This is a genomic window from Massilia rubra, from assembly GCF_011682065.1.
Classification (GTDB): Bacteria; Pseudomonadota; Gammaproteobacteria; order Burkholderiales; family Burkholderiaceae_D; genus Telluria_A; species Telluria_A rubra.
In genome coordinates, this window is sequence record NZ_VUYU01000038.1 from 15189 (window position 1) to 39490 (window position 24302).

The 24302-nt window shown below is 65.6% G+C and carries 23 protein-coding genes; 14 read left to right on the forward strand and 9 right to left on the reverse strand.

The window, feature by feature from the left end:
- Positions 1-37: 37 nt before the first annotated feature.
- The 9 genes from F0185_RS31335 to F0185_RS31375 form a co-directional block, all read right to left on the reverse strand.
- Positions 38-3175, reverse strand: a complete 3138-nt coding sequence (locus F0185_RS31335) for a DUF11 domain-containing protein (RefSeq protein ID WP_167232189.1) — start codon at positions 3173-3175, stop codon at positions 38-40.
- On the reverse strand, positions 3172-3645 hold the full coding sequence (locus F0185_RS31340) for a pilus assembly PilX N-terminal domain-containing protein (protein ID WP_167232191.1): 474 nt from the start codon (positions 3643-3645) through the stop codon (positions 3172-3174). The genes F0185_RS31335 and F0185_RS31340 overlap by 4 nt, the downstream gene beginning before the upstream one ends.
- Entirely contained in the window at positions 3642-4490 is an 849-nt protein-coding gene (locus F0185_RS31345) for a type II secretion system protein (RefSeq protein WP_167232193.1), read from the reverse strand. The genes F0185_RS31340 and F0185_RS31345 overlap by 4 nt, the downstream gene beginning before the upstream one ends.
- Positions 4487-5101, reverse strand: a complete 615-nt coding sequence (locus F0185_RS31350) for a prepilin-type N-terminal cleavage/methylation domain-containing protein (RefSeq protein ID WP_167232195.1) — start codon at positions 5099-5101, stop codon at positions 4487-4489. The genes F0185_RS31345 and F0185_RS31350 overlap by 4 nt, the downstream gene beginning before the upstream one ends.
- The gene (locus F0185_RS31355) at positions 5091-5633 is read right to left on the reverse strand and encodes a pilus assembly FimT family protein (protein WP_167232197.1); all 543 of its coding nucleotides are present in this window, start codon (positions 5631-5633) and stop codon (positions 5091-5093) included. The genes F0185_RS31350 and F0185_RS31355 overlap by 11 nt, the downstream gene beginning before the upstream one ends.
- Positions 5634-5730: 97 nt before the next feature.
- Positions 5731-6255, reverse strand: coding sequence for a type II secretion system protein (locus F0185_RS35370; RefSeq protein WP_308624904.1), 525 nt, complete (start codon positions 6253-6255; stop codon positions 5731-5733).
- A 79-nt stretch (positions 6256-6334) separates the two neighbouring features.
- Entirely contained in the window at positions 6335-6856 is a 522-nt protein-coding gene (locus tag F0185_RS31365) for a type II secretion system protein (RefSeq protein WP_167232199.1), read from the reverse strand.
- Positions 6853-8085 carry a type II secretion system F family protein gene (locus tag F0185_RS31370; protein ID WP_167232201.1) on the reverse strand — a complete coding sequence of 411 codons (1233 nt, stop codon included), beginning with the start codon at positions 8083-8085 and terminating at the stop codon, positions 6853-6855. The genes F0185_RS31365 and F0185_RS31370 overlap by 4 nt, the downstream gene beginning before the upstream one ends.
- 3 nt (positions 8086-8088) lie before the next feature.
- Positions 8089-9792: a GspE/PulE family protein gene (locus F0185_RS31375; protein WP_167232203.1), complete on the reverse strand. Its 1704-nt coding sequence runs from the start codon at positions 9790-9792 to the stop codon at positions 8089-8091.
- 347 nt (positions 9793-10139) lie between these two features.
- Here F0185_RS31375 and F0185_RS31380 point away from each other — a divergent pair, with 347 nt between their 5' ends.
- The 14 genes from F0185_RS31380 (at position 10140) to F0185_RS31445 (ending at position 24123) form a co-directional block, all read left to right on the forward strand.
- A complete protein-coding gene (locus tag F0185_RS31380) occupies positions 10140-10856 on the forward strand; it encodes an ABC transporter ATP-binding protein (RefSeq protein ID WP_167232205.1) in 717 nt (238 codons plus the stop codon).
- Positions 10857-10876: 20 nt separating this feature from the next.
- Positions 10877-11785 (forward strand): ExeA family protein, encoded by a 909-nt coding sequence (locus tag F0185_RS31385; RefSeq protein ID WP_167232207.1) that lies wholly within the window; start codon positions 10877-10879, stop codon positions 11783-11785.
- Positions 11786-11852: 67 nt separating this feature from the next.
- On the forward strand, positions 11853-13733 hold the full coding sequence (gene mshL, locus F0185_RS31390) for a pilus (MSHA type) biogenesis protein MshL (protein WP_167232209.1): 1881 nt from the start codon (positions 11853-11855) through the stop codon (positions 13731-13733).
- Position 13734: 1 nt separating this feature from the next.
- Complete coding sequence (locus F0185_RS31395) at positions 13735-15117, forward strand: tetratricopeptide repeat protein (protein WP_167232211.1); 1383 nt, start codon at positions 13735-13737, stop codon at positions 15115-15117.
- 4 nt (positions 15118-15121) lie between these two features.
- Positions 15122-16825, forward strand: coding sequence for a GspE/PulE family protein (locus F0185_RS31400; protein WP_167232213.1), 1704 nt, complete (start codon positions 15122-15124; stop codon positions 16823-16825).
- A complete protein-coding gene (locus F0185_RS31405; protein WP_167232215.1) occupies positions 16825-18030 on the forward strand; it encodes a type II secretion system F family protein in 1206 nt (401 codons plus the stop codon). Before F0185_RS31400 ends, F0185_RS31405 begins: the two co-directional genes overlap by 1 nt.
- A 32-nt stretch (positions 18031-18062) precedes the next feature.
- The gene (locus F0185_RS31410; RefSeq protein WP_167232217.1) at positions 18063-19619 is read left to right on the forward strand and encodes a hypothetical protein; all 1557 of its coding nucleotides are present in this window, start codon (positions 18063-18065) and stop codon (positions 19617-19619) included.
- Positions 19619-20260, forward strand: coding sequence for a hypothetical protein (locus F0185_RS31415; protein ID WP_167232219.1), 642 nt, complete (start codon positions 19619-19621; stop codon positions 20258-20260). The genes F0185_RS31410 and F0185_RS31415 overlap by 1 nt, the downstream gene beginning before the upstream one ends.
- Positions 20257-20646, forward strand: coding sequence for a hypothetical protein (locus tag F0185_RS31420; RefSeq protein ID WP_167232221.1), 390 nt, complete (start codon positions 20257-20259; stop codon positions 20644-20646). Before F0185_RS31415 ends, F0185_RS31420 begins: the two co-directional genes overlap by 4 nt.
- The gene (locus F0185_RS31425; RefSeq protein ID WP_167232223.1) at positions 20643-21350 is read left to right on the forward strand and encodes a prepilin-type N-terminal cleavage/methylation domain-containing protein; all 708 of its coding nucleotides are present in this window, start codon (positions 20643-20645) and stop codon (positions 21348-21350) included. Before F0185_RS31420 ends, F0185_RS31425 begins: the two co-directional genes overlap by 4 nt.
- A 3-nt stretch (positions 21351-21353) precedes the next feature.
- Positions 21354-22091: an ABC transporter permease gene (locus F0185_RS31430; RefSeq protein WP_167232225.1), complete on the forward strand. Its 738-nt coding sequence runs from the start codon at positions 21354-21356 to the stop codon at positions 22089-22091.
- On the forward strand, positions 22091-22786 hold the full coding sequence (locus F0185_RS31435; protein ID WP_167232227.1) for a hypothetical protein: 696 nt from the start codon (positions 22091-22093) through the stop codon (positions 22784-22786). Before F0185_RS31430 ends, F0185_RS31435 begins: the two co-directional genes overlap by 1 nt.
- Positions 22787-22852: 66 nt before the next feature.
- On the forward strand, positions 22853-23404 hold the full coding sequence (locus tag F0185_RS31440) for a prepilin-type N-terminal cleavage/methylation domain-containing protein (RefSeq protein WP_167232229.1): 552 nt from the start codon (positions 22853-22855) through the stop codon (positions 23402-23404).
- Positions 23405-23421: 17 nt separating this feature from the next.
- The gene (locus F0185_RS31445) at positions 23422-24123 is read left to right on the forward strand and encodes a histidine phosphatase family protein (RefSeq protein WP_229477287.1); all 702 of its coding nucleotides are present in this window, start codon (positions 23422-23424) and stop codon (positions 24121-24123) included.
- Positions 24124-24302: the final 179 nt, after the last annotated feature.

Here is a 24302-nt window from a genome sequence, read left to right on the forward strand (position 1 = left end):
TATGGAATGTTCCTTAGCTGTTCCCCCGGCGCGCCCATCAGAAAATCTCGCGGATGTAGATCAGCGGCGTGGTTTTGTACACGCCGAAGGTGAGCCTGCCGGGCGTGGACGGCAGCCACGCGGGCAGGTTGAGGGCGGCGTCGACGCTGCCGGTCTTGCCGGTCGGCGCCAGCTTGAACTTGAGCACGCCCTCCTTCATGTACGCCGTGCCGAGCGTGGCCTTGGGGTCCGGAAAGGGCGCGAGGCCATTACAGCTCGTCATATTGCCCTTGCATTGGGTGTAACTGAGCCGCAATTGGGCGCCGGCGACGCTGTGCGGCAAGGTCACCTGGCCGGAGCCGGCTTCCGGTGGCGGCGGGATGCTGATGGCGTCGCTGGCGCTGCCGACCCAGCGGCCATTGGTGGCGGTGGTGCCGGTCCAGTATTGGGCGCGCATGGTCACCGCCAGCGGCAGCAGTTCCGAACCGAAGGCGTTTTCGACCAGCATCCGGCCGCGCACGATTTTCGTGCCGCCCTCGACCGACAAGCCCGCGCGGCCCGAGGTGACCAGGTCGGCGTCGCTGGCGCGCAGGTAGATGTCGAGCGGCTCGTAGGTGATGGCGGCATAGTCGTAGCTCGGCCAGGTGGTGGCCACGCCCTGGATGAATACCGTCTGCGCATCGGTGATCGCACTGGGCGTGAGCGTGCCCTTGGTGGCCTGGGCCCCACCGCCCATCGTGGTGAACGGCAGCAGCTTGGGCGACTTGACGAACTTGCCCTGGTAGAACTTGGTGATTTGTCCGACGGCATTAAAAGCGCGCACGACGGTCTGGATCGGTTGCTTCGAATAATGCAAGCCAATATTGTTGCAGGCGAGCGGATGCGGCGCGGCGCAATACATGATGATCGGCACTTCGGTCTGGAAGTAGCTCGGGTAAAAGCGGCCCAGCGCGATACCGTTGCTGGTGACGTCGGCTGTATCGAGATAGGCCGAACCTTGCATGTGCGCGCGCACATTGACGATGCCGGCGTCGGCGAAGGTAAAGTTGGCGCCGGTGGCGGTCCCGCCGCTGAACGGCGCAAACTCCCCTTCCACCTGGGGAAACGGATCGCCGTTGAAAACCTCCATGTCGGCGAACGCCAGCGTTTCCGAGGTGGGGTCGCCCGGCTCGGCGAAGTTTTGCGAATCGATGGCGACCGTGGTGATCAGGTCGACCATCTGCGGCGTGGTTTCCCTGCCAAAATTGGGGGTCGGAAGGCCGTCGAAGTTTTGCGCGATCACATCGAGGGTGAAGCCGGCGCCGGCCTTCCAGAAGCGGCCGATATCGGCCGTCATCTTGGTCTGCTCGACCAGGCCGGCCGGATTGGCCAGCGGCGTGCTCAAGGCGAATTTGTACGGCCGCACGACGAACTGGCCGCTGGTGCTCACCTGCGCCAGCGCCGAGGCGGTCTCGGCCATCAGCAGTTCGACCTGGCCGACGTCCGAGTACACGAACGACACCGGCAGCGAGGTGGCCGAATTCGGATCGAAGGTCAGCGCAATGGCTTGCCACTGGGTCGCGCTTTGCGGCGCGGACGCCCCGATGCACGCTTTCAGGGCAATGTTCTTGAGCTTGGCGACGCCGCCGGCGCCCGTGGTCGGGTTGACGCACTTCATCGAAAACTGCAGGGTCGGCGTGGTGGTGGGCGGCACCACGGTCTTGAAATTGAGGTCGAGCGCGGTGTTGTCGATCGCCGTGATGTACACCGTGCCGTTCACCGCGGCCTGCTGGGTCGGCATGCTCAGGTAATTGCACTGGCCGACGCTGCCGGGCGTGATGCCGGTCCGGCACGGTCCGTCGGTAAACACATACCTGGCGCTGGAAAAGCTGATGGTCTTGCTGGCGCTGTTGTTGGCCAGGTCGTTATCGAACTGCAAGCCGCCGACGCTGGCGTTGGCGGTCATGCTGCCCGGCGCGGTCAAGGCGATCCGGGTGCTGATGGTCAGGGCCGGCGCCACCTCGCCCACCGCCAGCTGCTCGGGCGAGACGCAGGTGACCACCTGGCCCGAGCGCGAGCAGGTCCAGTCGGTGCCGCCGGCCGAGATGAAATCTAGCCCGGTCGGCAAGGTGTGCTTGACGGTGATCGGGCCGGCGTCCGGCAAGGGGCCGTTGTTGCTCACCGCGTGGATCAGGTTCATGACGCTGCCGCGCGCCGGCGTGCCGCTGGACGTGATCGCCAGCGACAGGTCGGCCACGTCGACGTTCGGCACCGAGACGATTTCGGCGTTGAGCAAGACCATGTCCTGGCCCGACTCGTACAGCATGTTGGCGGTGGTCTGGCCGGCGAACAGCTTGGGGCTGGCCAGCACGTAGGAATCGAAGTCGATGCCGTAGGAAGCGTTGTCGACGGAGGCGCCGATATTGCTGGTCGAATTGAACTGGTTGCCGGACGGATTGGCCGAATCGACCATCTCGGCGCCGTTGAACTTGAGGTTTTCGCCGCCGCCCGAGAGCGTGGTGTCGCCCTCCCAGGTCACGTGGGCGATGCGCCCGGTGGCCGTGCCGAGCGGCGATGGCGTCTTGAAGTTGCTCAGGTTCAGGTTGACTTTGATGTTGTCGGCGCCGTAGGTGCGGATGTACTGGAAACCCTCGTACAGATTAAGCACACGAAACGTTTCTCCGGGCGCTGGCACGGAGTAGATCGCCAGCAGCGAAAACCCGCCCAGCACGCCCTCCACCCCGCAATAGGTGCTGCCGTTGTCGATCGACAGGCCGCCGAAGGTATACGTGGCGTTGCGCTTGGCCGTGACCTGGGCGGTGACGTCGGCCGCGCCCGAAAAATAGTTGTAGCCGATGGTGGCGGTGGTAAAGCGCCGGTTGCTCGCCGCGCTGACCGAGGCGCCGTCCATCAGCACCGTGTAGTCGGGGGTGGAGCCCGAACCGGCCCAGTACAGGTGGGCGCTGACGATCTTGGCGGTCGATGGAATGCCGGCCAGGGTGGCGCTCAGCGTGCCGGTATTGATGGCGCACGGATTGTTGCCGTTCGAGCCAGTGCGCATGGTCTTCTGGACGCCGGTAAAGTTCAAGCGTCCGGCGTAACTCTTGAACAGCGAAATCGGCGTATCGGCGCGCGCCGGCAGGCTCGCCAGCAGCAGGCCGGCCGCGCACAGGGCGCCCAGCGCGGCGTTCCACGATGATGGAAAACGCGGCGTCATGGTTCCTCCGTCGACGCGCTGAATTCGACGTGCACCACGCGCTGCACGTAATCGACGCTGTTGCCGAAATTCGGACAGCCGCTTGCGCCCGGACTGTTGCAGGCGGTGCTGCGCACGGTATAGCGGGCTTGCTGGGTCGCGCTGTCGATGGTGCGCAGGCACACCACCGTCACCGTCATGCGCGCCAGGCCGCCGTCGCCCGGCAGCGCGAAGGTGCTGATGCTGGCCTCGCCCGAGGCCGCGGTGGTGCACGCCCCTTTCGCGCGCGTGACCTGGTACACGCCCCACTCGGTGCCGGCGCGCGCGGCCAGGTAGGCGCGCGTGCCCTGCACGTCCAGCATGGAACTGGTGTGCGCGGTGGTGGACAGGGTCACCATCGCCACCGCCAGGCCGGATAGCACCACCAGCAGGAAGATGGCGGTGACCAGGCTCACGCCGCGCATATGGCGCAAGGTCGGGCGGGCGATCATGGATTATTGTCCACGTGGACTTGCTGCGTCATGCTGATCGGTCCATCGCGCCCGTCCGGCCGGCGCAAGGTCAAGCTCAGCCGCACCAGCGCCGCGCGCGTGTTGCCGATCAGGGTGTAATTGAATTCGCAGGACGCGACATTGGCCGCCAGCAGCGCCGGCGCGGCGCTCGGATAGCTGTTCTGGGTCGCATTGAAACCGTAGTTGGCATGGCGCACCAGCACGCCGTTGGCGCAACTGTAGGTGACCGGCTGGCCGGTCACCTGGAAGCGGTGCATCGGATGGGCCATCGGCGGGTTCTGGACGGCGAAGGGATTGGCCTTGAGCGTGATCACCTTGCTGGCGGCGTCGACCGCCGCCACTTCGGCGCGGTTGGTGGGCACGGCCGCGTATACGTTGGCGGCGTCGCCGCTGATCATCAGGTTGTTGACCACCACCAGGTCGCCGGCGGCGATTTGCTGGGGGCCTTCCTGCAGCGGCCCGAGCACGCGGAAAGTCAGGTCGGCCGGGTCGACGAAGTTCAGGTGGTCGCCGGCCGGATTGTTGGCCGGCACCAGCGTATCTTCGGCCGCCAGGTAGCGCCCGCCGGTCTTGGTCGGCACGAATTCGATGGCGTTGCCCGACACCCGCACCGTGTTCGGCAGGGCCAGGCGGATTTCGCGCACCATGCGCCGCACCGCCGTATCGGCCGTGTCGGCCAGTTCGGCGCGCCCGGCGCTGTCGACATAATTTTGCACCGGCAGGCGCAGGAAGGTGGCGACGATGGCGCCCAGGATGCCGGTGATGACGATCACCACGATCGCTTCGATCAGGGTAAAGCCGTGCTGGCGGGCGCGCGCGCTCATGGCGGCGCATTCGGTGCGTAGCGCACGCGGTAGCCTTCCAGCACCACGCTTTCCACGTTGTTGAAATAGACGGCGATGCGGATCGCCAGCGCTTCGGTCTGCGGCACTTGCCGCCCCACCGGGCCGAGGGCGCCGGTGGGCGTGACGGTCAGCATGACCGTATAGCCGGGCAAGGCGATTTCCTGGCCGGCGGCGTCGCTCAGCCTGCCCGCATTGAGGAAGGCGGCGCTCGGGGCGCCGTAGGCGGCCACGTAATCGTTGACGTTGTCGAAGGGACGCGTGGCGCCGGCCTCGTTGCCGACGTTCTCGACCAGGCTGGCGCAGTTCTCGCCGCCCAGGGCCGGCGCCTTGGCCTCCTCGACCCTGGCGTCGGTCGCGTCGCAAAAGGTGAAGCGGGCCAGCTGGACTTCTTCCATCAAGCCTTCGGCCAGCATCAGCGCCTGCTTGCGCACCAGCGGATCGGCGCTGGTGCGGGTGGTCAGGTTCATGGCGCTGAGGATGCCGGCCAGACCGACCCCGATGATCACCATGAAGATGATCAGTTCGACAAAGCTGATGCCGCGCTGGCGCGCCAGCGTGGGGCGATGCAGGCGTGGGGGCTCAATGTACATAGCCGGTCTCGGCTTCGACCACCAGGCTGGCGCTGTTGGCGCCGGCCTTGACCGTCATGGTCATTTTTGAAAAACCGGCCCCGCCCACGCCCGGACGGCCCAGCGAATCGAAAGAAAACATGGCGGTGGCGGGACTGGTGACGTAGCTAACGCCGCCCAAGGTGCCTTCGCAAGCCCAGATTGCGGACTGGTCGCAGCGGTTCAGGGTGGTTTTTTCGCCGCTGTTGCTGCCGGAAGCGGCCGGCACGCGTCGGTTGACCGGACACGCGGCGGCGTCGGCGAAGCACAGCGCCACGCTGGCGCCGTCGAGGCGCACGAAGACGGAACGGTTCTGGGCCACGGCCACTTTCTGGCCATAGCGGATCAGGGCTTTTGCCTGCTCGGTGAAGGCGGGTGCGTCATACCCGGCGCGGTCGAACCAGCGGGTCGCCGCGGCGGCGCCGAGGATGCCGACGATCACCATCACGGTGATCAGCTCGACCAGCGTAAAGCCTTGCTGGCCGCTGCGCTGGCGTGGGACCTGCTTGCTCATGGGGGTGTTGCAGGATGGACTGGCGCGATGGGGTGCGGCCGTGGCCGCGCTACCCATGCTGCGATGCGCCAGTCGGTCAGTCACGCTCGGCGACTGCTTAGCAGGACGTGATCTTGACGGTGATCACAGGCGGCGTTGCATCGGTGGCAGGCGCCACTGCGGCAACGGCTGGTTTGTAGTGCACGTAGCAGTTCAGGCCCTTGACGGTGCCCTTCACGCTCAGCGGCACGATGGCCACTTCGCCAGCCGCGGTGGTCGGCGCGTTGGTGCCGCCGCCGGCGGTGGTGATGAGTTCGTAGTCGGTGTCTTTCAGGCCGGCAGCTTCGAGCAGCGCGGCGTTACCGGTAGGATAGCCGTTGGTCACGCCCACCTGGGTGCCTTCGAGCGACACGGTGGCCGTCGGGGCGATCAGGAACTTGCCGTGCACCATGGCCGACACCGCTTCCAGCGAACCCTTGCCCGCCTTCATGGTGGCGCCGCGGGCGTCGCCGCCGAGATCGGCGAATTTCGGCAAGGCGGTGGCCGCCAAGATGCCGAGGATGACGATGACGACGATCAGTTCGATCAGGGTGAAACCAGCTTGGGTGGCGTGGCGGAACTTACCGATGGATTGCATTTTCATGTGAATCTCCAATTCGTTTTAAGCAGTGAACAATGAGGTGCGTAACAGAAACACGAGTACCGTATTCTTTAACGGCGGTTTATCTATTAACTTGAGTAAGGGCAACGGTCCGTGCTTCTGGCGTACCACTCTGCTTGGCGGGGATTGTGGGCAAGCGAGATAATTCTACCTTGAAACTTATGCGTTTCGCGGTGCCTTGTGGAAATTTCTTTTCCCTGCTTATCAAGTACACCAGCGTTTTCGTCTTGCGGTCGAAATACCAGTTGCCGGGAGCGACCTGCTCCGGGGTGGGCGTGAAGTATTCGCCGGCATAATTGCGCGGTTTTTCGGCGAGCAAGTCGATCGGGTTTTTCCCGGCGAGCGAGGCGATTTCCGCCTCTTTGCCACGCACCTGCAACTGGCCGACCTTCAACACCAGCGCGGTGCGCAGCACCCCGGCGAGCTGCTCGACGGCGGCCAGTTCGGCCCGTTCGCGGTAGTCCAGCAAGCGTTGTAAAAGCACCCCCGTGAGTATCGCCACCACCACCGCGCACACCGCCAGTTCCAGCAGCGAAAAGCCACGCGCACCTGACAACGTTGATGGGGTGGCAATCTGTCTCATTTATGCAAAGCGGCTTTGCCCAGGTCCCAGATCGGCAAGAAAATGCCGAGCGCCAGCACCAGCACCATCGCCCCCAGGAACACGATCATGATCGGCTCGATCTGGGCCGACAAGGTTTTCAGTTCGTAATCGACCTCGCGCTCGTACATTTGACCGATTTCATCCATCAGGTCGTCGAGCGAGCCGGTTTCTTCGCCCACGGCGATCATCTGCAGCACGATCGGCGTAAATACCCCGGCCGCCACCGCCGTGCGCAAGATGCTCTCGCCGCGTTCGACGCCATCGCGCATCGATTCCACGCGCGAGGACAAGTAGGCGTTGTCGACCGTTTGCGAGACCACCGTGAGCGCCTGCACCATCGGCACCCCGCTCTTCATCGACAGCGCGAAACTGCGCGCAAAGCGCGCCATGGTGCCTTTCAGGATGATCTTGCCGGCGATCGGGAGGCGCAGGCGCACCCGGTCCCACCACATGCGCCCTTCCACCGAGTTGATATACGTGCGCCAGCCGAAGAAACCCATCAGCGAGCCCACCAGCAGCGCCGGCCAGAAACGCACCATGAAGTTCGAGCTGCCGATCAGGATGCGGGTCATCAGCGGCAGTTGCGAATTGAAGCTTTCGAACACCTTCACGAACTGAGGAATGACGAAAATGTTCACCACGATCATCGCCAGCAGCATCGCGATCATGACAAAGGTCGGGTAGCGGGTGGCGGTCTTGACCCGTTCGCGCATGTCGCGGTCGAATTCCAGATGGTCGAACAGGCGCAGGAACACGTCTTCCAGGCGCCCGGTCATCTCGCCCACGCGCACCATCGACAGGTAAAAGTTCGAAAACACGGTCGGATGGCGGCGCATCGCGGCCGACAGTTCGCGCCCGGAGTCGAGCGACTCGCGCAAGTCCTTGATGACCTTGCCGAACGACTTGCTGATGGCCGATTCCTGCAACCCGGCCAGGCCGCGCATGATCGGCACGCCCGACTTGAGCAGGGTGTAGAGTTGACGGCTGAACAACTGGACGTCCATCGAGGTGACTTTTTTCTCGAACAGGCGCTCGAAAAAGCCTTCCTCGACGCCGGTCGTGACCGCGCGGCTGGTCTGGGTGATATCGAGCGGGGTGACGCCGTTGCCGAACAACTGGTCGGCCACGGCCCCGCTGTCGGCGCCTTCCAGCACGCCTTGCATCAGCTCGCCTTTGGCATTACGTCCCTTGTAGGCGAAAAACGGCACGGTTTATTCCTCGATCTGATTACTGATGCGCATCGCTTCGGACACCGTGGTGCGGCCCTGGACCGCCAGTTGCACAGCGTGGCGGCGCAAGGTTTCGCCCTGCATTTCGGCGTGCGCGGCCTTGAGGAAGTGGGCCGGGTCGGGATGGTTGGCGGCGTCCACCACGGCGGACGTCATTTCCAGCAGTTCGTACACGCCGGTCCGGCCGCGGTAGCCCATGCCGTTGCAATGCGAGCAACCTTTGCCGTGATAGAACTGGGTGGTCTCGGCCAGCTCGCGCAGTTCGGCGCGCAGCCATTGGCGCTCGGTCGGCGTGGTTTGATAGGTGGTGCTGCAACTTTCGCAGATCACCCGCACCAGGCGCTGCGCCAGCACCGCTTGCAGGGAACTGCCCACCATGTAGCGCGGCACGCCCATGTCCATCAGGCGCAGCGGGGTGCTGGCGGCGTCGTTGGTGTGCAGGGTCGAGAGCACCAGGTGACCCGTCATCGCGGCGCGCAGGCCGATCTGGGCAGTTTCCTGGTCGCGCATCTCGCCCACCAGGACGATGTCGGGATCCTGGCGCAGCGCCGAGCGCAGCACGCGCGCGAACGTGAGCTCGATCTTGTCGTTGACCTGCACCTGGTTAATGCCGGGCAAGCGGTACTCGACCGGATCTTCGACCGTGATCAGCTTTTTCTCGACGGAATTGAGTTCCGACAAGGCGCTGTACAGGGTGGTGGTCTTGCCGCTACCGGTCGGGCCGGTGACCAGCACCAGGCCGTTGGGGCGCTGCACGATGGCGCGGAATTTTTCCACCAGGCGCGCCGGCATGCCGATCGCGTCCAGGCGCAGGGTGGTGCCGCCCTGGTTCAAGAGCCGCATGACCACCGATTCGCCGTACTGGGTCGGCATGGTCGAAATCCGCACGTCGATGCGCTGCTGCTTGACCTTGACGGCGAAGCGGCCATCCTGCGGCAAGCGCTTTTCGGAAATGTCGAGGTCGGACATGAGTTTCAGGCGCAGCGCCAGCGGCGTGGCGATCTTGATATCGGCCTCGGTTTGCAGGTGCAGCACGCCGTCGATGCGGAAACGGATTTGCAGCCGCGTTTCCTGCGGTTCGATGTGGATATCCGAGGCGCGCACCTGGGTGGCGTCGTCGAACACCGATTGCAGCAGCTTGACGATGGGCGCTTCTTCCAGGCCCGGATTGGCGGCCAGGGTGCCGAAGTCGACGAAGGTGTCGCCCAGGTCCTGTTCGAGTTCGCGCGCGAAGTCGGTGATCTCGTCGGTGCGGCGGTAGATGCGGTCGATCGCGGCCAGCACTTCGGTCTCGTTGACCACGGCCAGTTCGATATTGCGTTTGACCAGGCGCGCGATCTCGTCGTAGGCGAACAGGTCGGTCGGGTCGGACATGCCGATCAGCAGGACGCCGCGGCGGTCTTCCAGGGCGATGGCGCGGAAGCGCCGGGCCTGGGTTTCCGGCAACTGGCGCACGATGTCCGGATTGGTGTTGTAGAACTTGAGGTTAATGTAGGGAATATCGAGCTGCTTGGCGAGCGCGCCCGAGATCTGTTCCTCGGTGACGAAACCGTTTTCGATGAACACGCGGCCGAGTTTGCGGCCGGTGCGCTTTTGGTCTTGCAACGCCGCACCCAATTGCTCTTCGGATAACAGCTTTTGCTGGACGAGGATTTCGCCGAGGCGGACTTTTTCTGGCCGTGCCATGAAGACCCTTGTTGAATGCTTGTCGAGAGAATAAGACGGCGGCTGCGCCTGACGCCCACCGCACTTAGCGCCGTCATTCCCGCGCAGGCGGGAATCCAAGCGCTGCTCGCTAAGCGAAGATGCCTTGGATTCCCGCCTGCGCGGGAATGACGGTTTTAGAGTTAGCGGCATTTGCATTCGCGCGCGCAAGACCGTCGAACTATTCTATTCCAGAAACACTCGTTTTTTACAATCGCAATGATTTTGTGTCGTACTAACGTGCAAGCATTGTGCAAGCGATACTGAATAGGCTACAGTCGGAGCCTCATCCCCTGCTCAACCTTGCCAAACTCGCCAACATTGCCAACATGAGCACACCCGCGCTGCGCTTTCGCCAGCTAGTCAAACGCTACGCCGGCACGCCGGTGCTGGAAGGTATCGACCTCGACATCGCGCCCGGCGAATGCGTGGGCCTGGTCGGCGTCAACGGCGCCGGAAAAACCAGCCTGCTCAAATGCCTGTTCGATTTCGTGCGCGTCGACAGCGGCAGCATCGACATCTTTGGCCGCAGCCACCGCGAACCCGGCGCGCGCCGCCCGCTGGCCTTCCTGCCCGAACGCTTCATGCCGCCCTATTACCTCAGCGGCGCCGAATTCCTCGCCTACATGGCCAAACTGCACGGCAACCGCTACGACAGCGCCGAGGCCCACGCCATGCTTGACGCCCTGGACCTCGACCACGCGGCCCTCGCCATGCCCGCACGCAAGCAATCGAAAGGCATGACCCAAAAGCTCGGCCTGGCCGCCTGCTTCCTGGCCAACAAACAAGCCTACGTGCTCGACGAACCCATGAGCGGCCTCGATCCCAAGGCGCGCGCCCGCCTGAAAGAGCGCCTGCAACACGCGCGCGCCCAGGGCGCCACCGTGTTTTTCAGCTCGCACGCGCTGGCCGACATCGAGGAACTGTGCGACCGCATGGCCATCCTGCACGGCGGCCGGCTGCGCTTCATCGGCACCCCGGCGGCCTGCCGCGCCGCCTACGATGCGGCCACGCTGGAACAGGCCTTCCTCGCATGCGTGCACTGAATCCCCGGAATCAACAACTTATGTATCACCAACATTTCGGCCTGCACCAGTCGCCCTTCGGCATCACGCCCAACCCGGCCTTCTTCTACGCGGGCAACACGCGCGGCGAGATCCTCGACGCCCTGCTCTACGCGGTCGAGCACGGCGAAGGCATTGTCAAGGTGACCGGTGAAGTAGGCAGCGGCAAAACCATGCTGTGCCGCATGCTGGAAAACCAGTTGCCGAAGCACATAGACGTGATCTACCTGGCCAACCCGACCCTGAAAAACACCGAAGTCGCCTACGCCATCGCCGGCGAACTCGAACTCGATGTGAGCGGCAAGCGCATCGATGAAGTCACGCGCATGCTGCAAGCGGACCTGATCGCCCGCCACAGCGCCGGCAAGCAGGTGGTGCTGCTGGTCGAGGAAGCCCAGGCCATGCCCCTGGAAACGCTGGAAGAAGTGCGCCTGTTCTCTAACCTGGAAACGGCGCGCCACAAGCTGCTGCAGATCGTGCTGTTCGGACAACCCGAGCTCGACGCGCACCTGAACCTGGCCAGCATGCGCCAGTTCAAGGAGCGCATCACCCACAACTTCGTGGTGCCGGCCATGCCGCCCGATGTGATTCCCGACTTCCTGGCATTCCGCCTGCATGCGGCCGGCTACAACGGCCCGGCCGTGTTCAGCGCCGCCGCCACCAGGCACATCGCGCGCGTGTCGCAAGGGATCGTGCGCCGCATCAACATCCTGGCCGACAAAGCCCTGATGGCGGCCTACATCGACGAGTCCGGCCGGGTCGAAGCGCGCCACGCCAGGGCGGCAATCGCCGACTGCGCCTTTGCCAGCCCACGCAGGGCCGCCGGCAAGACGCTGGCAATGGCCGTTGTCGGCATGACCACGCTATCGTTGCTGGCGTGGCTTGTTTCGCGCAGCATCTTCTTCCATTAGACGTGCGGCAATTGCCCCAGGCTTACTTTTCCGCCATTATTGTGCCTTGGCACTCAAGAGCGCACCAATGACCCTGAAAAAACCTGTTTTTCCGCTGAGCACTGCCGGCAGCGCCATTGCCTGCGTCGTCTTGAGCGCGTGCGCCACGCCCACCATGACCGGTTCGCCCTCGCATGTGACGGAAACGCCGCGCGCCGCCGGCCGCATTCCCGATCCGGTGCTGCACAGTGCGCCGCTGCCGCCGCCCAAAGCCACGCCCAAGGTCGAGACCTACAGCGTGACGGTGCACAAGGTGCCGGTGCAGTCGCTGCTGTTCGCGCTGGCGCGCGACGCCCGCCTGAACGTGGACATCCACCCCGGCATTGAAGGCACGGTCACCCTGAACGCGCTCGACCAGACCCTGCCGCAATTGCTGACCCGCATCGCGCGCCAGGTCGACATGCGCTACGAGATCGACGGCGCCACCCTGACCGTGCTGCCGGACACGCCGGTGTGGCGTAATTACAAGGTCGATTATGTGAACATGGCGCGCAGCACCAATAGCAGCGTCAACATCGCCACCCAGATTTCGACCGCCGGCGGCGGGTCGAGTTCCCCGACCCTGACCAACGCCAACGGCTCCACCAGCGGCGGCGCGGCGGCGGGCAATACCGGGTCGGGCAATAACAATTCAACCACCTCGGTCACCAACCGCTCGGAAAACAACTTCTGGGGCAGCCTGGAAAAGAATATCCGCGACATGCTGCGCGAAACGACGCTGGGCGACGCGCCGAGCACGATCTCGTCGGCGCCGCCGGCAGCGGTGCAGGCGGCGCCAGGCGCGGCCCCGGTCGCGCCCAATCAACCAGCGCAGGCGACCCAGCCCGTGCCCGTGCCCGACAACGTGCTGGCCGCCTTCAACGCCTCATCGGGCGAGCGCCAGCGCAACGCGCCCTCGGTGATCGTCAACGCCGAAGCGGGTTTACTGGCCGTGCGCGCCAGCGGCCGCCAGCACGAAAAAATCCAGCAATTCCTCGACATCGTGCTCGGCAGCGCCAAGCGCCAGGTGCTGATCGAAGCGACCATCATCGAAGTGCGCCTGTCCGACCAGTATCAGCAAGGCATCAACTGGAGCCGCGTGCGCGACGGCGTCTCGGGCGGCCTGTCGCTGACGCAAAGACAGGTCGGCACCGCGCCGCTATCGTCGAACGTGGTGGTGGGCGCCACGCCCGGCATCTTCGCCCTCAATTACGTCAATCCGACCTCGGCGCTGGGCAACATCACCGCCGCGATCCAGTTGCTCGAATCGTTCGGCAAGGTCAAGGTGTTGTCCAGCCCCAAGATCAGCGTGCTGAACAACCAGACCGCGATGCTGAAGGTGGTCGACAACAACGTCTTCTTCACCATCAAGGTCACGCCCGCCGTGATCGGCGTGAACGGCAACGTCACCACCCCGGCCACCTACGAATCGCGGCTCGAGACGGTGCCGGTCGGCTTTGTCATGAGCGTCACGCCGCAGATTGCCGACAACGACGAAGTCACGCTCAACGTGCGCCCGACCATCACCCGCATCGTCGACTACGTGCAAGACCCGAATCCGGCCCTGGCCGCCGAAAAAGTGACCAGCCGGGTGCCGGTGATCCAGGCGCGCGAAATCGAATCCATCCTCAAGGTCTACAGCGGCGATATTTCCGTGCTGGGCGGGCTGATGCAGGACTCGGTCGACAACGCCAAGGACGCCGTGCCGGGCGCGGGCCAGGTGCCGATCTTCGGCAACCTGTTCTCGTACCGTAACGAAAAAGTCAGCAAGACCGAACTGGTGATCTTCATCCGTCCGGTGGTGGTCAAGAACGCCAGCGTGAATGGCGACTACAAGGATTACCGTTACCTGCTGCCGGACAGCACCGGCGCAGCTTCGGCGCCATACGCCGAGCCGTACTCCGAACCCGTGCGCGTAAAGGTGAACTGACATGAGCCTGTTGATGCAGGCGCTCAAGAAAGCCGAGCGCGCCAAGCAAAACCATGTGCCGGACGAGGAACTGGCCAAGCCCTCCGAAGCCTACGACGAGGTGCTGGCGCTCTCACCGCAGGAGGACGCCAGGGCCGCCGAGCCGCTGACCCTGTCGCCGCTGGACGCCGCGCCGGCCGAAGCTTCGGCTAGCGCGTCGGCTGCCGCGCCGGCTGGCGCGCGCACCGGGCCGGCCATCGACTTCGCCCCCGAGGCGCCGCGCATGGCCACGCCCGATCCGCAGGCCGAACCGCCGCGCCGCTCGCGCAACGCCCCGCCGCCAGCGCCGCCCCGGGTCAAGGCCCAGAAGCGCGCCATGGCGGCGCGCATCGACGCGCGCACCATCCGCATCGCCGTGCTCGGCAGCATCGCCGTGCTGATAGCCGCCGTGTTCGGCTATATCTACTGGCACGCCGTGTACGGCCCCGGTTCCAGCCGCGGCTTGCCGATGGTGCCGATGCCGGGCCAGAACCAGCCGCTGGCAAGCGCTCCCGACGCCGGCGTGGCCGGGGTGCAAGTGGTTGCCGCCCAAGCCGGCATGGAAGCGCCGGCGTCGCAGCCGGTCCAGGCGTATGCGCCGTCAACGCCGGCGCCCTCCTCGCGCGAGCAGATGCCGCCGGATGAAGCGATGCGCCTGGCGCAGCTGCAACAGCAGGCGCCGCCGCAAGCGGCCGCACCCGCGCCCGTGCCAAACAGCGCCAGTGCCCGCACCGTGGCGGCGGCCGATACGAGCGGCATCCGCGTGGCCCGGGTCGCCAAGCCGGAGCAAGTGAACCCCTCGCTCCAGAACGGCTTTACGGCCTACAACAACGGCGACCTGCCGGCCGCGCGCCAGAGCTACCAGTCGGTGCTGCGGCAAGACCCGAACAACCGCGACGCCCTGCTCGGCATGGCCGCGCTCGCCGCGCGCGACAACCAGGCCGAGCAAGCCGCCGGCATCTACGCGCGCCTGCTCGAGCTCGATCCGAACGACAACGACGCGCTGGCCGGCCTGTCCAGCGTGCGCCAGGGCGACCCCGGCCAGTCCGAAGGGCGCCTGCGCCGCATGGCCGAGCGCAATCCCGAATCCGGCCCCTTGCTGTTCGCGCTGGGCAACCTGTACGCGCGCCAGGGCCGCTGGCCGGAAGCCCAGCAGCACTACTTCCGCGCCTATTCGGCCAACCCGAACAACGCCGACTACGCCTTCAACCTGGCCATTGGCCTGGACCGCCTGAACCAGGGCAAGCTGGCATTGACGTACTACCAGCGCGCGCTGGAGCTGGCGCCGCGCGGCGCCGTCAATTTCGACCGCGACGCGGCGGCCACGCGCGCGCGCGAACTGGGCGCGCAAGTGGGCGGACCATAAGCGCATGACGGAACACGCAAAATTCCCCCTCGGTAAACTGCTGATCCAGAAAGGGGTCATCAGCGAAGACCAGCTGCGCATCGCCCTGATCGAGCAAAAACGCTCAAGCGAGCCGCTCGGCAAACTGCTCATCACGCTCGGTTTCGTCACCGAAGCGACAGTGCGCGAAGCGCTGTCCGAAAACCTGAACCAGCAAAGCGCCGACCTCACCAGCCTGGTGGTCGACGCCATCGCCTTGAAACTGATCCCGAAAGACGTGGCCAAGCGCTACCGCGTCTTCCCGATCGTGTACGAGCGCGATACCGACAACCTGATCCTGGCCATGGCCGACACCAGCAACATCGTTGCACTCGACCAGATCAGCGCCATGCTGGTCAAGGGCATCACGATCGAGGCCATGCTGGTCAACGAATCGGACATCACGCGCGCCATCGACCAGTACTACGGCTTCGAACTGTCGATCGACGGCATCTTGCTGGAGATTGAAACCGGCGAAGTCAATTACGCCGCCATGGCCGCCACCACCGACGAATACAGCCAGCCGATGGTGCGCCTGATGGACGCGCTGCTGGCCGACGCGGTGCAGAACGGCGCCTCCGACATCCACTTCGAGCCGGAACAGAGCTTCCTGCGCATCCGCTACCGCATCGACGGCATCCTGCGCCAGATCCGCAGCCTGCACAAGTCGTACTGGCCGGCGATGGCGGTGCGCCTGAAGGTGATGAGCAACATGAACATCGCCGAATCGCGCGCGCCGCAGGACGGGCGCATCTCGATCAAGTTCTCGGGCCGCCAGATCGACTTTCGCGCCTCCGCGCAACCGACCACGCACGGCGAAAATTTTGTGCTGCGCGTGCTCGATCGCCAGAAAGGCCTGGTGCCGCTGGACGGGCTGGGACTGGGCGAGGACGAACTGCACTTATTGAAACTGATGATCGCGCGCCCGCACGGCGTGATCCTGGTGACCGGGCCGACCGGTAGCGGCAAGACCACCACCCTGTACTCGATCCTGAACCACATCAACACCGAGAGCGTGAACATCATGACCTTGGAAGACCCGGTCGAGTACCCGATGAACATGATCCGCCAGACCTCGATCAACGAATCGGCCAAGATGGGCTTCGCCGAAGGCATCCGCTCGATGATGCGGCAGGACCCGGACATCATCCTGGTCGGCGAAGTGCGCGACAAGGAGACCGCCGAGATGGCGTTTTCGGCCGCCATGACCGGGCACCAGGTGTACACCACCCTGCACACCAATTCGGCCATCGGCTCGGTCTCGCGCCTGCTCGACATCGGCATCCTGCCCGACATCATGGCCGGGAACATCATCGGCATCATCGCCCAGCGCCTGGTGCGGCGCCTGTGCCAGTCATGCAAGACCGAGTCGATCGCGGACGCGACGGAGCGGCGCCTGCTTGGATTGAAACAGGAAGACCCGCCGGCCACCATCTGCCAAGCGGCCGGCTGCGAAGCCTGCGGCCACCAGGGCTACAAGGGCCGCATGGCGATCATGGAACTGCTCAAGGTGAACGCCGACATCGACGAAGCCATCGCCCGCCGCGCCTCGCTGCGCGAACTGAAAGAGACGGCGCGCGCCGCGGGCTTTCGCTCGCTGGTGGACGACGGCGTGCGCCGCGTGCTGGAGGGCGCCACCTCGCTCGACGAAGTGGCGCGCGTGGTCGACCTGACCGACAGGCTGGCCTGATGCCGCTGTACGCCTACCGCGCAATGGACCTGGCCGGCCAGATGGTGCCCGGCGCCATGGACGCGACCAACAGCGCCGACCTGGAACTGCGCCTGCGCCGCATGGATCTGGACCTGATTGACTTTCGCGTGGCGGGCCAGAGGGCGGTCGCTTTCGGCAAGCGCGTGGTGCGGCGCACGGACCTGATCAACTTCTGCTTCCACATGGAGCAGCTGACCGCCGCCGGCGTGCCGATCCTCGACGGCCTGGGCGACCTGCGCGACTCACTCGACCACCCGCGCTTTCGCGAGATCGTCACCGACCTGATCGAGTCGATCGAAGGCGGCTTGACCCTGTCCGAAGCGCTGCGCCACCACGACGAAGTGTTCGACAACACCTTTACCAGCCTGATTACGGCGGGCGAATCGAGCGGCAAGCTGGCCGAGGTCTTCCGCAACCTGTCGGAAAGCCTGAAATGGCAGGATGAACTGGCCGCCCAGACCAAGAAAATCATCACCTACCCGATCGTGGTCGCGGTGGTGGTGCTGGCCGTGACCTTCTTCCTGATGATCGTGCTGGTGCCGCAACTGACCTCCTTCATCAAGAACATGGGTGGCGAGCTGCCGTTCCATACCAGGGCGCTGATCGCGGTATCGAATGTGTTCATCCACTACTGGGCCATCTTGCTCGCCCTGCCGCTGCTGGCCTGGTTCGGGGGGCGCGCGTGGCTGCGCCGCAGCGACAGCGCGCGCATGCTGGCCGACGGGCTCAAACTGCGCCTGCCGCTGATCGGCCCCGTGCTGCACAAGATCATCCTGGCGCGCTTCGCCACCTTTTTCGGGCTGATGTACGGCTCCGGCATCACCATCCTCGAATGCATCCGCCTGTCCGAAGGCATTGTCGCCAACCGCGTGGTGGCGGCTGGCCTGCAACGCGCGGCGCATTTGATCTCGGACGGCCAGAGCGTGACCCTGGCGTTCCAGAACAGCGGCATCTTTCCGCCGCTGGTGCTGCGCATGCTGCGCGTGGGCGAATCCACCGGCTCGCTCGAGAGCGCGCTGCGCAACGTCAGCTACTTCTATAATCGCGAAGTGAAGGAAATGATCGAGCGCGTGCAGTCGCTGATCGAACCGGCCATGACGGTCACGCTTGGCCTGCTGCTCGGATGGATCATGCTGTCCGTGCTGGGACCGATCTACGACACCATGAGCCAGTTGAAAACCTAAGGACGGGTGTGCTGCCTAAACAATTATTCTACGTGACGAACGACCGGCTGTGCGCCTTCGACTGGCGCGCCGGCACGCTCACGCCCGGCCCCTGCTTTGGCGCCGACCGGGATGGCATGGACGCCTTCGCGCGTCATCTCGATGGCGCGCAACAGGCGCGCGCCTACCTGGTCGCCGACCTGGTCGAAGAAGACTTCGCGCGCTGCCTACTGCCGCACGTGCGTGGCCGGGCCGGGCGCAGCCTGGTCGAACGGCGCCTCTCGCACGCCTACCGCGACACCCCGTTCCGCCACGCCGAGATCCAGGACCGCGACAGCGAAGGCCGGCGCGACGACCATACCCTGTTCTCGGCCCTGACCAACGCCGCCATGGTGCAGCCGTGGGTGGCGCTGATGGAGCAGAACAAAGTCCCGCTGGCGGGGCTGTATTCGGCGGCGCACCTGTCGGCGCAGCTGGTGCGGCGGATGGGCATCGCCCAGGAACACCTGCTGCTGATCGCCGAACAAGGCGGCGGCCTGCGCCAGAGCTATTTCCAGGGTCCTCACCTCAAATTTTCGCGCCTGACGGTGCTCGCCGCGCACGACAACGTGGTCGAAGCGACAGCCTCCGAGACGGCCAAGATGCAGCAGTTCCTGACCAGCACCCGCCTGCTGGGACGAGGCCAGATGCTGCACGTGGTGGTGCTCGCGCCCCTGGCGCGCGTGGAAGCGCTGGAACAGCGCTGCGAGGACGACCATGAACTGGCCTTTCACTTCGTCGACATCGACAGCGCCTGCGCGCGCCTCAAGCTGGCCGGGGACGTGGAGACGGCCGAACAGCTGTTACTAAGCCTCTTGGGGCGCGACGCGCCACCGGGCCAGTACCCGCCTGGCGCGGCCGGACGCTTTTACCAGCTCTGGCGCGCGCGCCTGGCGCTCAACTGCGCCAGCGCCGCGATCGCGTTGGTGGGCGCGCTGTGGCTGCTGGCCAGCGTGTGGGGCGGCGTGCGCGACGACCAGGAAGGAACGCGCCTGCTGGTCGAGGCGGCGCAACTGGACGCGCGCTACCGCGCCATCATGGCGAGCCTGCCGCCGACGGCGGCGCGCAGCGCCAACATGAAGGCCGCGGTGCAGCTCGACGGCCTGCTCGCCGCCACAGCGCCCGCCCCCGCGCCGCTGGTGACGCTGGTGAGCCGCTCGCTCGAACGCGCACCGGCGATCCGCCTGCTGGCATTGGACTGGCAAGTGCAGCTGGCGCCGCAAACGGCGCAAGCGCCAATTGCGCAGCCGGGGCTCGACGCCGGTGCGCTGAAACAGGGCGACGGCGGCGCCGAACCGATCACCGCCAGCGTGGTCGGGCTGCCGGGGGCGCCGCAGCAGGTGCTGCGCATCGACGGCGAAGTCGAATTCGGACCATCGGACTACCGCGCCATCGTCGACAGCGTGAACCAGTTCGCGCGCGACATGGCGGCCAACCCCGGCGTGGCCGTGCACATCGTCGAAGCGCCGGTCGACGTGCGCCAGAGCGTCAAGTTAAGCGGCAAGACCGACAGCGGCGATGCCGCTTCCGTCAAGCCCCGCTTTGCCATCAACGTGACCTGGAAACCATGATGGCCAAGCCGAAACCCGCGCGCGGCAAGCAGGCCGACGCCAGCACGCCGGGCTGGCGCGATGAACTGGACTTGATCGGCGCGCCGGCCAGGCTGTGCGCCGGGGTGCTGCTCGGCGCCGCACTGCTGGTGGGCGCCGCGTCGTGGCACGCTGCACAGCAGGCGGGCGAACTGGCGCAAGCGGCCCGGGTGCGCGCCGCCGCGTCCAGCCGCTTCCAGAACGTCGAATCGGAAAAACAGGACATCGCCATCTACCAGCCGCGCTTCGTGGAACTGCAGGCCGGGGGATTGATCGGCGACGAAAACCGGCTGGCGTGGATCGAAGCGATCAAGGCGATCCAGGGCAACCGTAAACTGATATCGGCCAGTTACGAGATCGAACCGCAGCAGGCGCTGGTGCTGGCAAGCCCGATGGCGCTGGGCGACTACCAACTGCGCGGCAGCCGCATGCGCGTCGAGCTGGGGCTGGTGCACGAACTCGACCTGTTCCACTTCATCGACGACCTGCGCGGCGCCGGGCGCTTCACGGTCCAGGACTGCAAAATGAAACGCACCGACGCACCGGCCGAATCGGTCGGCGTGGCGCGCCTGAGCGCCAACTGCACGCTGGTGTTCCTGACGCTTGCCAAAGGAACGCCATGAAATTGATGATCAGCGCCTGCATCCTGCTCGGCGCAGCCATGACTGCCCAGGCCCAGGCCCAAATTGGGCGCCTGTTCACCACGCCGGCCGAACGCCAGCAGCTCGACATCGCGCGCGGCCTGGTGGCGCCCCCGCCACCGCCCCCGGTGCTGGCGGGGCCGCCCGCGCCGCAGCCGATGACCGTCAACGGCTTCGTGCGGCGCAGCGGCGGCAAGTCCACCGTGTGGGTCAACAACGAGGCGCAGGATGGCGCGCGCAACCGCTTGAGCGGGCCGGCGCAGGCGCCGCGCGTGACGGTGACGTTGCCCTCGGGCCGGGAGGTGAGCGTCAAGCCGGGACAGAGCGTCGACGCCAACGCCGGCACTGTCAGCGAGCACCAGCCATGAAGCGCGCGCAGGCAGGATTCAGCCTGGTCGAAATGGCGGTGGTGCTGGTCATCGCCGGCCTGATGATCGGCGGCTTGCTCACGCCGCTGGCGGTGCAGATGGAGCAGCGCAAAATCAGCGACACCCAGAAAACCATGGACGAAGCGCGCGAAGCGCTGATGGGTTTCGCGCTGCGCAATGGCTACCTGCCGTGCCCCGCCGTCTCGCCGGTCAACGGCCTGGAAGACCGCAGCGGCGCCACCTGCCGCGACGGCAAGCGCCAGGGCGTGCTGCCTTGGGCCACGCTCGGCCTGCCCAAGCTCGATAGCTGGGGGCGCGCATTCCACTACAGCGTGGCGCCAGCCTACAGCAACAGCGGCGCCATGTTCACGCTGCAAAGCCCGCGCGACATCACCATCGGCACGCGCGATGCGCGTGGCAACCTGGTGGCGGCGACCGCCATCAACGACATCCCGGCGGTAATCGTCTCGCACGGGAAGAACGGCGCCGGCGGCTTTGGCGACACCGGCATCCGCACTCTCGATAACAGCACCACCAACGTCGACGAACGCACCAACGCCAACAGCACCGGGATCGCTTTCGTGGCGCGCACCCCGAGCGAGCGTCCCACCGCGCCGGGCGGCGAGTACGACGACCTGGTGATCTGGTTGTCGCCGAACGTGCTGTTCAACCGCATGGTTGCCGCCGGCACGCTGCCGCGCTAATCCATGTCGGGTCCGATTTTCACCATCGCCACGTACACCCTGCTCGAAGCGCTGCGCAACCGCCTGGCCTGGGTACTGGGCCTGCTTGCCATCGGCGCGGTGGCGCTGGGCGGCTTTCTGGGCCAACTGGCGCTCACCGAAAGCGGCGCACTGCAAGCGGCCCTGCTGGCGGCCCTGCTGCGCGTGTGCTGCGTGCTGCTGGTCGCGGGCTTTGTCGCCACCAGCGTGGTGCGCGAAACGGTCGACAAAGGCCAGGAACTGCTGCTTGCGCTGGCGCTGCCGCGCGCGGCATATGTGCTGGGCAAACTGGCGGGCTTCGCACTGGTGGCGCTGCTGCCCGCGCTGCTGTTTGGAGCGATGGCATTGACGCTGGCGCCGGCCCCCTGGTGCGCCGCGTGGGCGCTGTCGCTCTGGTGCGAACTGTGCATCGTCGCCGCATTTGCGCTGCTGTGCGTACTCACGTTCGGGCAGGTGCTTGCGGCGCTGGCGGCCACGCTGGCCTTCTATGTGCTGGCGCGCGCCATCGGTGCCCTGCAGGCGATGGCGCAGGATGCGGCGGCGCTGCCGCGCATCGCCATCGACGCGCTGTCGGCCGTGCTGCCGCATCTCGACCAGTTCACGCGCGGCGAATGGCTGGTGTACGGCGGCGCCCAGGTGACGCCGCTGCTGGCGCAAACGGCGATCTATGTGACCTTGCTGGGCGCCGCCGCGCTGTTCGACTTTTACCGCAAGGACCTGTGATGGCCTCGCGCGTGCCGCTGCCCGTCACGCTGCTGCTGCTTGGCGCGCTGGCGCTGCAGGTGAGCTACCAGGCCACGCGCGCGCCCCGGCAGCGCGCCCTGGCGACCCTGGCCCAGGCGCCACCGCTGGACGTGCTGCGCCTGGCCAGCCTGGGCGAACCGGTGGCGCTGGCCAAGGCCATGACGCTGCACGCGCAAGGCCAGGACGCGGCCGATACACCGCTCAACAGCATCGATTACGCGGCCTTGCGCAGCTGGTTCGAACGCATCGTCGACCTCGATCCGCGCGGGCAGGCGCCCTTGCTGGCCGCCAGCCAGGTGTACGCCGCCAGCACCGACCCGGCGCGCATGCGCATCATGCTCGATTTTGTCTACCGGCGATTTGGCGAAGACCCCGACCGGCGCTGGCCATGGCTGGCGCATGCGGCGCTGGTGGCGCGCCACCGGCTGCACGATGCGGCGCTGGCGCGCCACTATGCGCAAGCCATCCGCACGCGCACCACGCCTGGCGTGCTGCCCGCGTGGGCGCGCCAGATGGAACTGTTCATCCTCGACGACATGGGCGAGGACGACAGCGCCAAAGCGCTGATCGGCGCCATGCTGGCCACCGGCCAGGTCAGCGATCCGCGCGAACTGGCGTTGCTGGAACGGCGCCTGCACGACATTTCGGCGCGCCAGCGCCAGGCCCATCCTTGATAGGCTAGAATAATGTGCAGGAATACATGTGCACGAATAATGCGCCGCCACCACAGAGAGAATTCCATGCAACGACAACAAGGCTTTACCCTCGTCGAAATCGCCATCGTGCTGGTGATCATCGGCTTGCTGCTTGGCGGCGTGCTCAAGGGCCAGGGGCTGATCGACAGCGCCAAGGTCAAGAACATCATCCAGCAATCGAACTCGCTGTCGGCGGCGGTGAACGCCTACCAGGATAAATTCCGCGCGCTGCCGGGCGACGACGTGCTGGCCACCACCCATGTGGCGGGCGCGACAGCGAACGGCAACGGCGACGGCCAGATCACCGAATACTTGGCGGCGCCGCAGCACCTCGCCTTGTCCGGCTTCATTACCGGCGCCTACAACGGCACCACCGACTTCATGACCAGCGCCCAGGGCGGCGCGGTATACATCTACAACGACGCCGTGGGCGGGCGCAGCGGCAATGGTTTGCGCTTCGACAACCTGCCCGACTCCTTCGCCCAGCAGCTCGACAGCAAGCTCGACGACGGCGTCGCCAGCACCGGCGCCGTGCGCGCGACCGCCCCGTACACCAACACCGGCAGCATCGTCACCCGCACCGCCTTGTTTTTCTGACCCTACCGCAAGGACCCATGTTTCCTACCTCCCAGCGCCGGCGCGTGTTCTTGATGCGCCATGGCAGCGTTACCTATTTTGACGCCAGCGGCAAGCCCGTCCTTCCGGAAACCGTAGCGCTCAACGAGCAAGGCTGCGCCCAAGCCAGTGCCGCCGGACACGCCTTTGCCGCCGAAGGCATCCACTTCGACCGGGTGATCGTTTCCGGCCTGCCGCGCACGGTCGAAACGGCCACGCGCGTGCTCGCTGCGACAGGACAAGGGATAGACATCGAAATCTGGCCGGAGTTCGAAGAAATTCGCGGCGGGCGCCTGTCGACCATTGCCGATGCCGACCTGAAAGACGCGTTCACGGGGGCGTTCGAAGGCATGGTTGGAGAAGACAAGCGCTTTTTGGGAGGCGAATCGGTGGGCGAGCTGATGGACCGGATCCACCCGGCGGTAACGCGCCTGCGCGGCCAGGATGACTGGGACACGGTGCTGCTGGTGCTCCATGGCGGCGTGAACTGCGCGATTCTGTCGCTGGCGCTAACGGGGCAGCGCATGTTCCTGGGCGGGCTATCGCAAACGGCCGGCTGCATCAACGCGATCGACGTCGGTGAAGCCGAGGGCGACTGGGTGGTCCGTTTCGTCAACTACTCCCCGCCGGCCCCGCTACAAACGAGCACCCGCAGCACCACGATGGAACAACTGTACGAGCAATACCGCCTTTCTCGCTGACCATAAGATCACCACCACCCCTCAACCGGGGTCAGAGCTTTAACTTGAAACATTTCTCAATTGAGGTCAGACCCCGGTTGTAGGGATTGTGGAAGATATCGAGGGAAATTGGCGAAGGATTGCAGTAGGAATTCGCTTCAGAGCATCCTTGCGCGCGTCGCCTTCCCTCTGAAAAGACG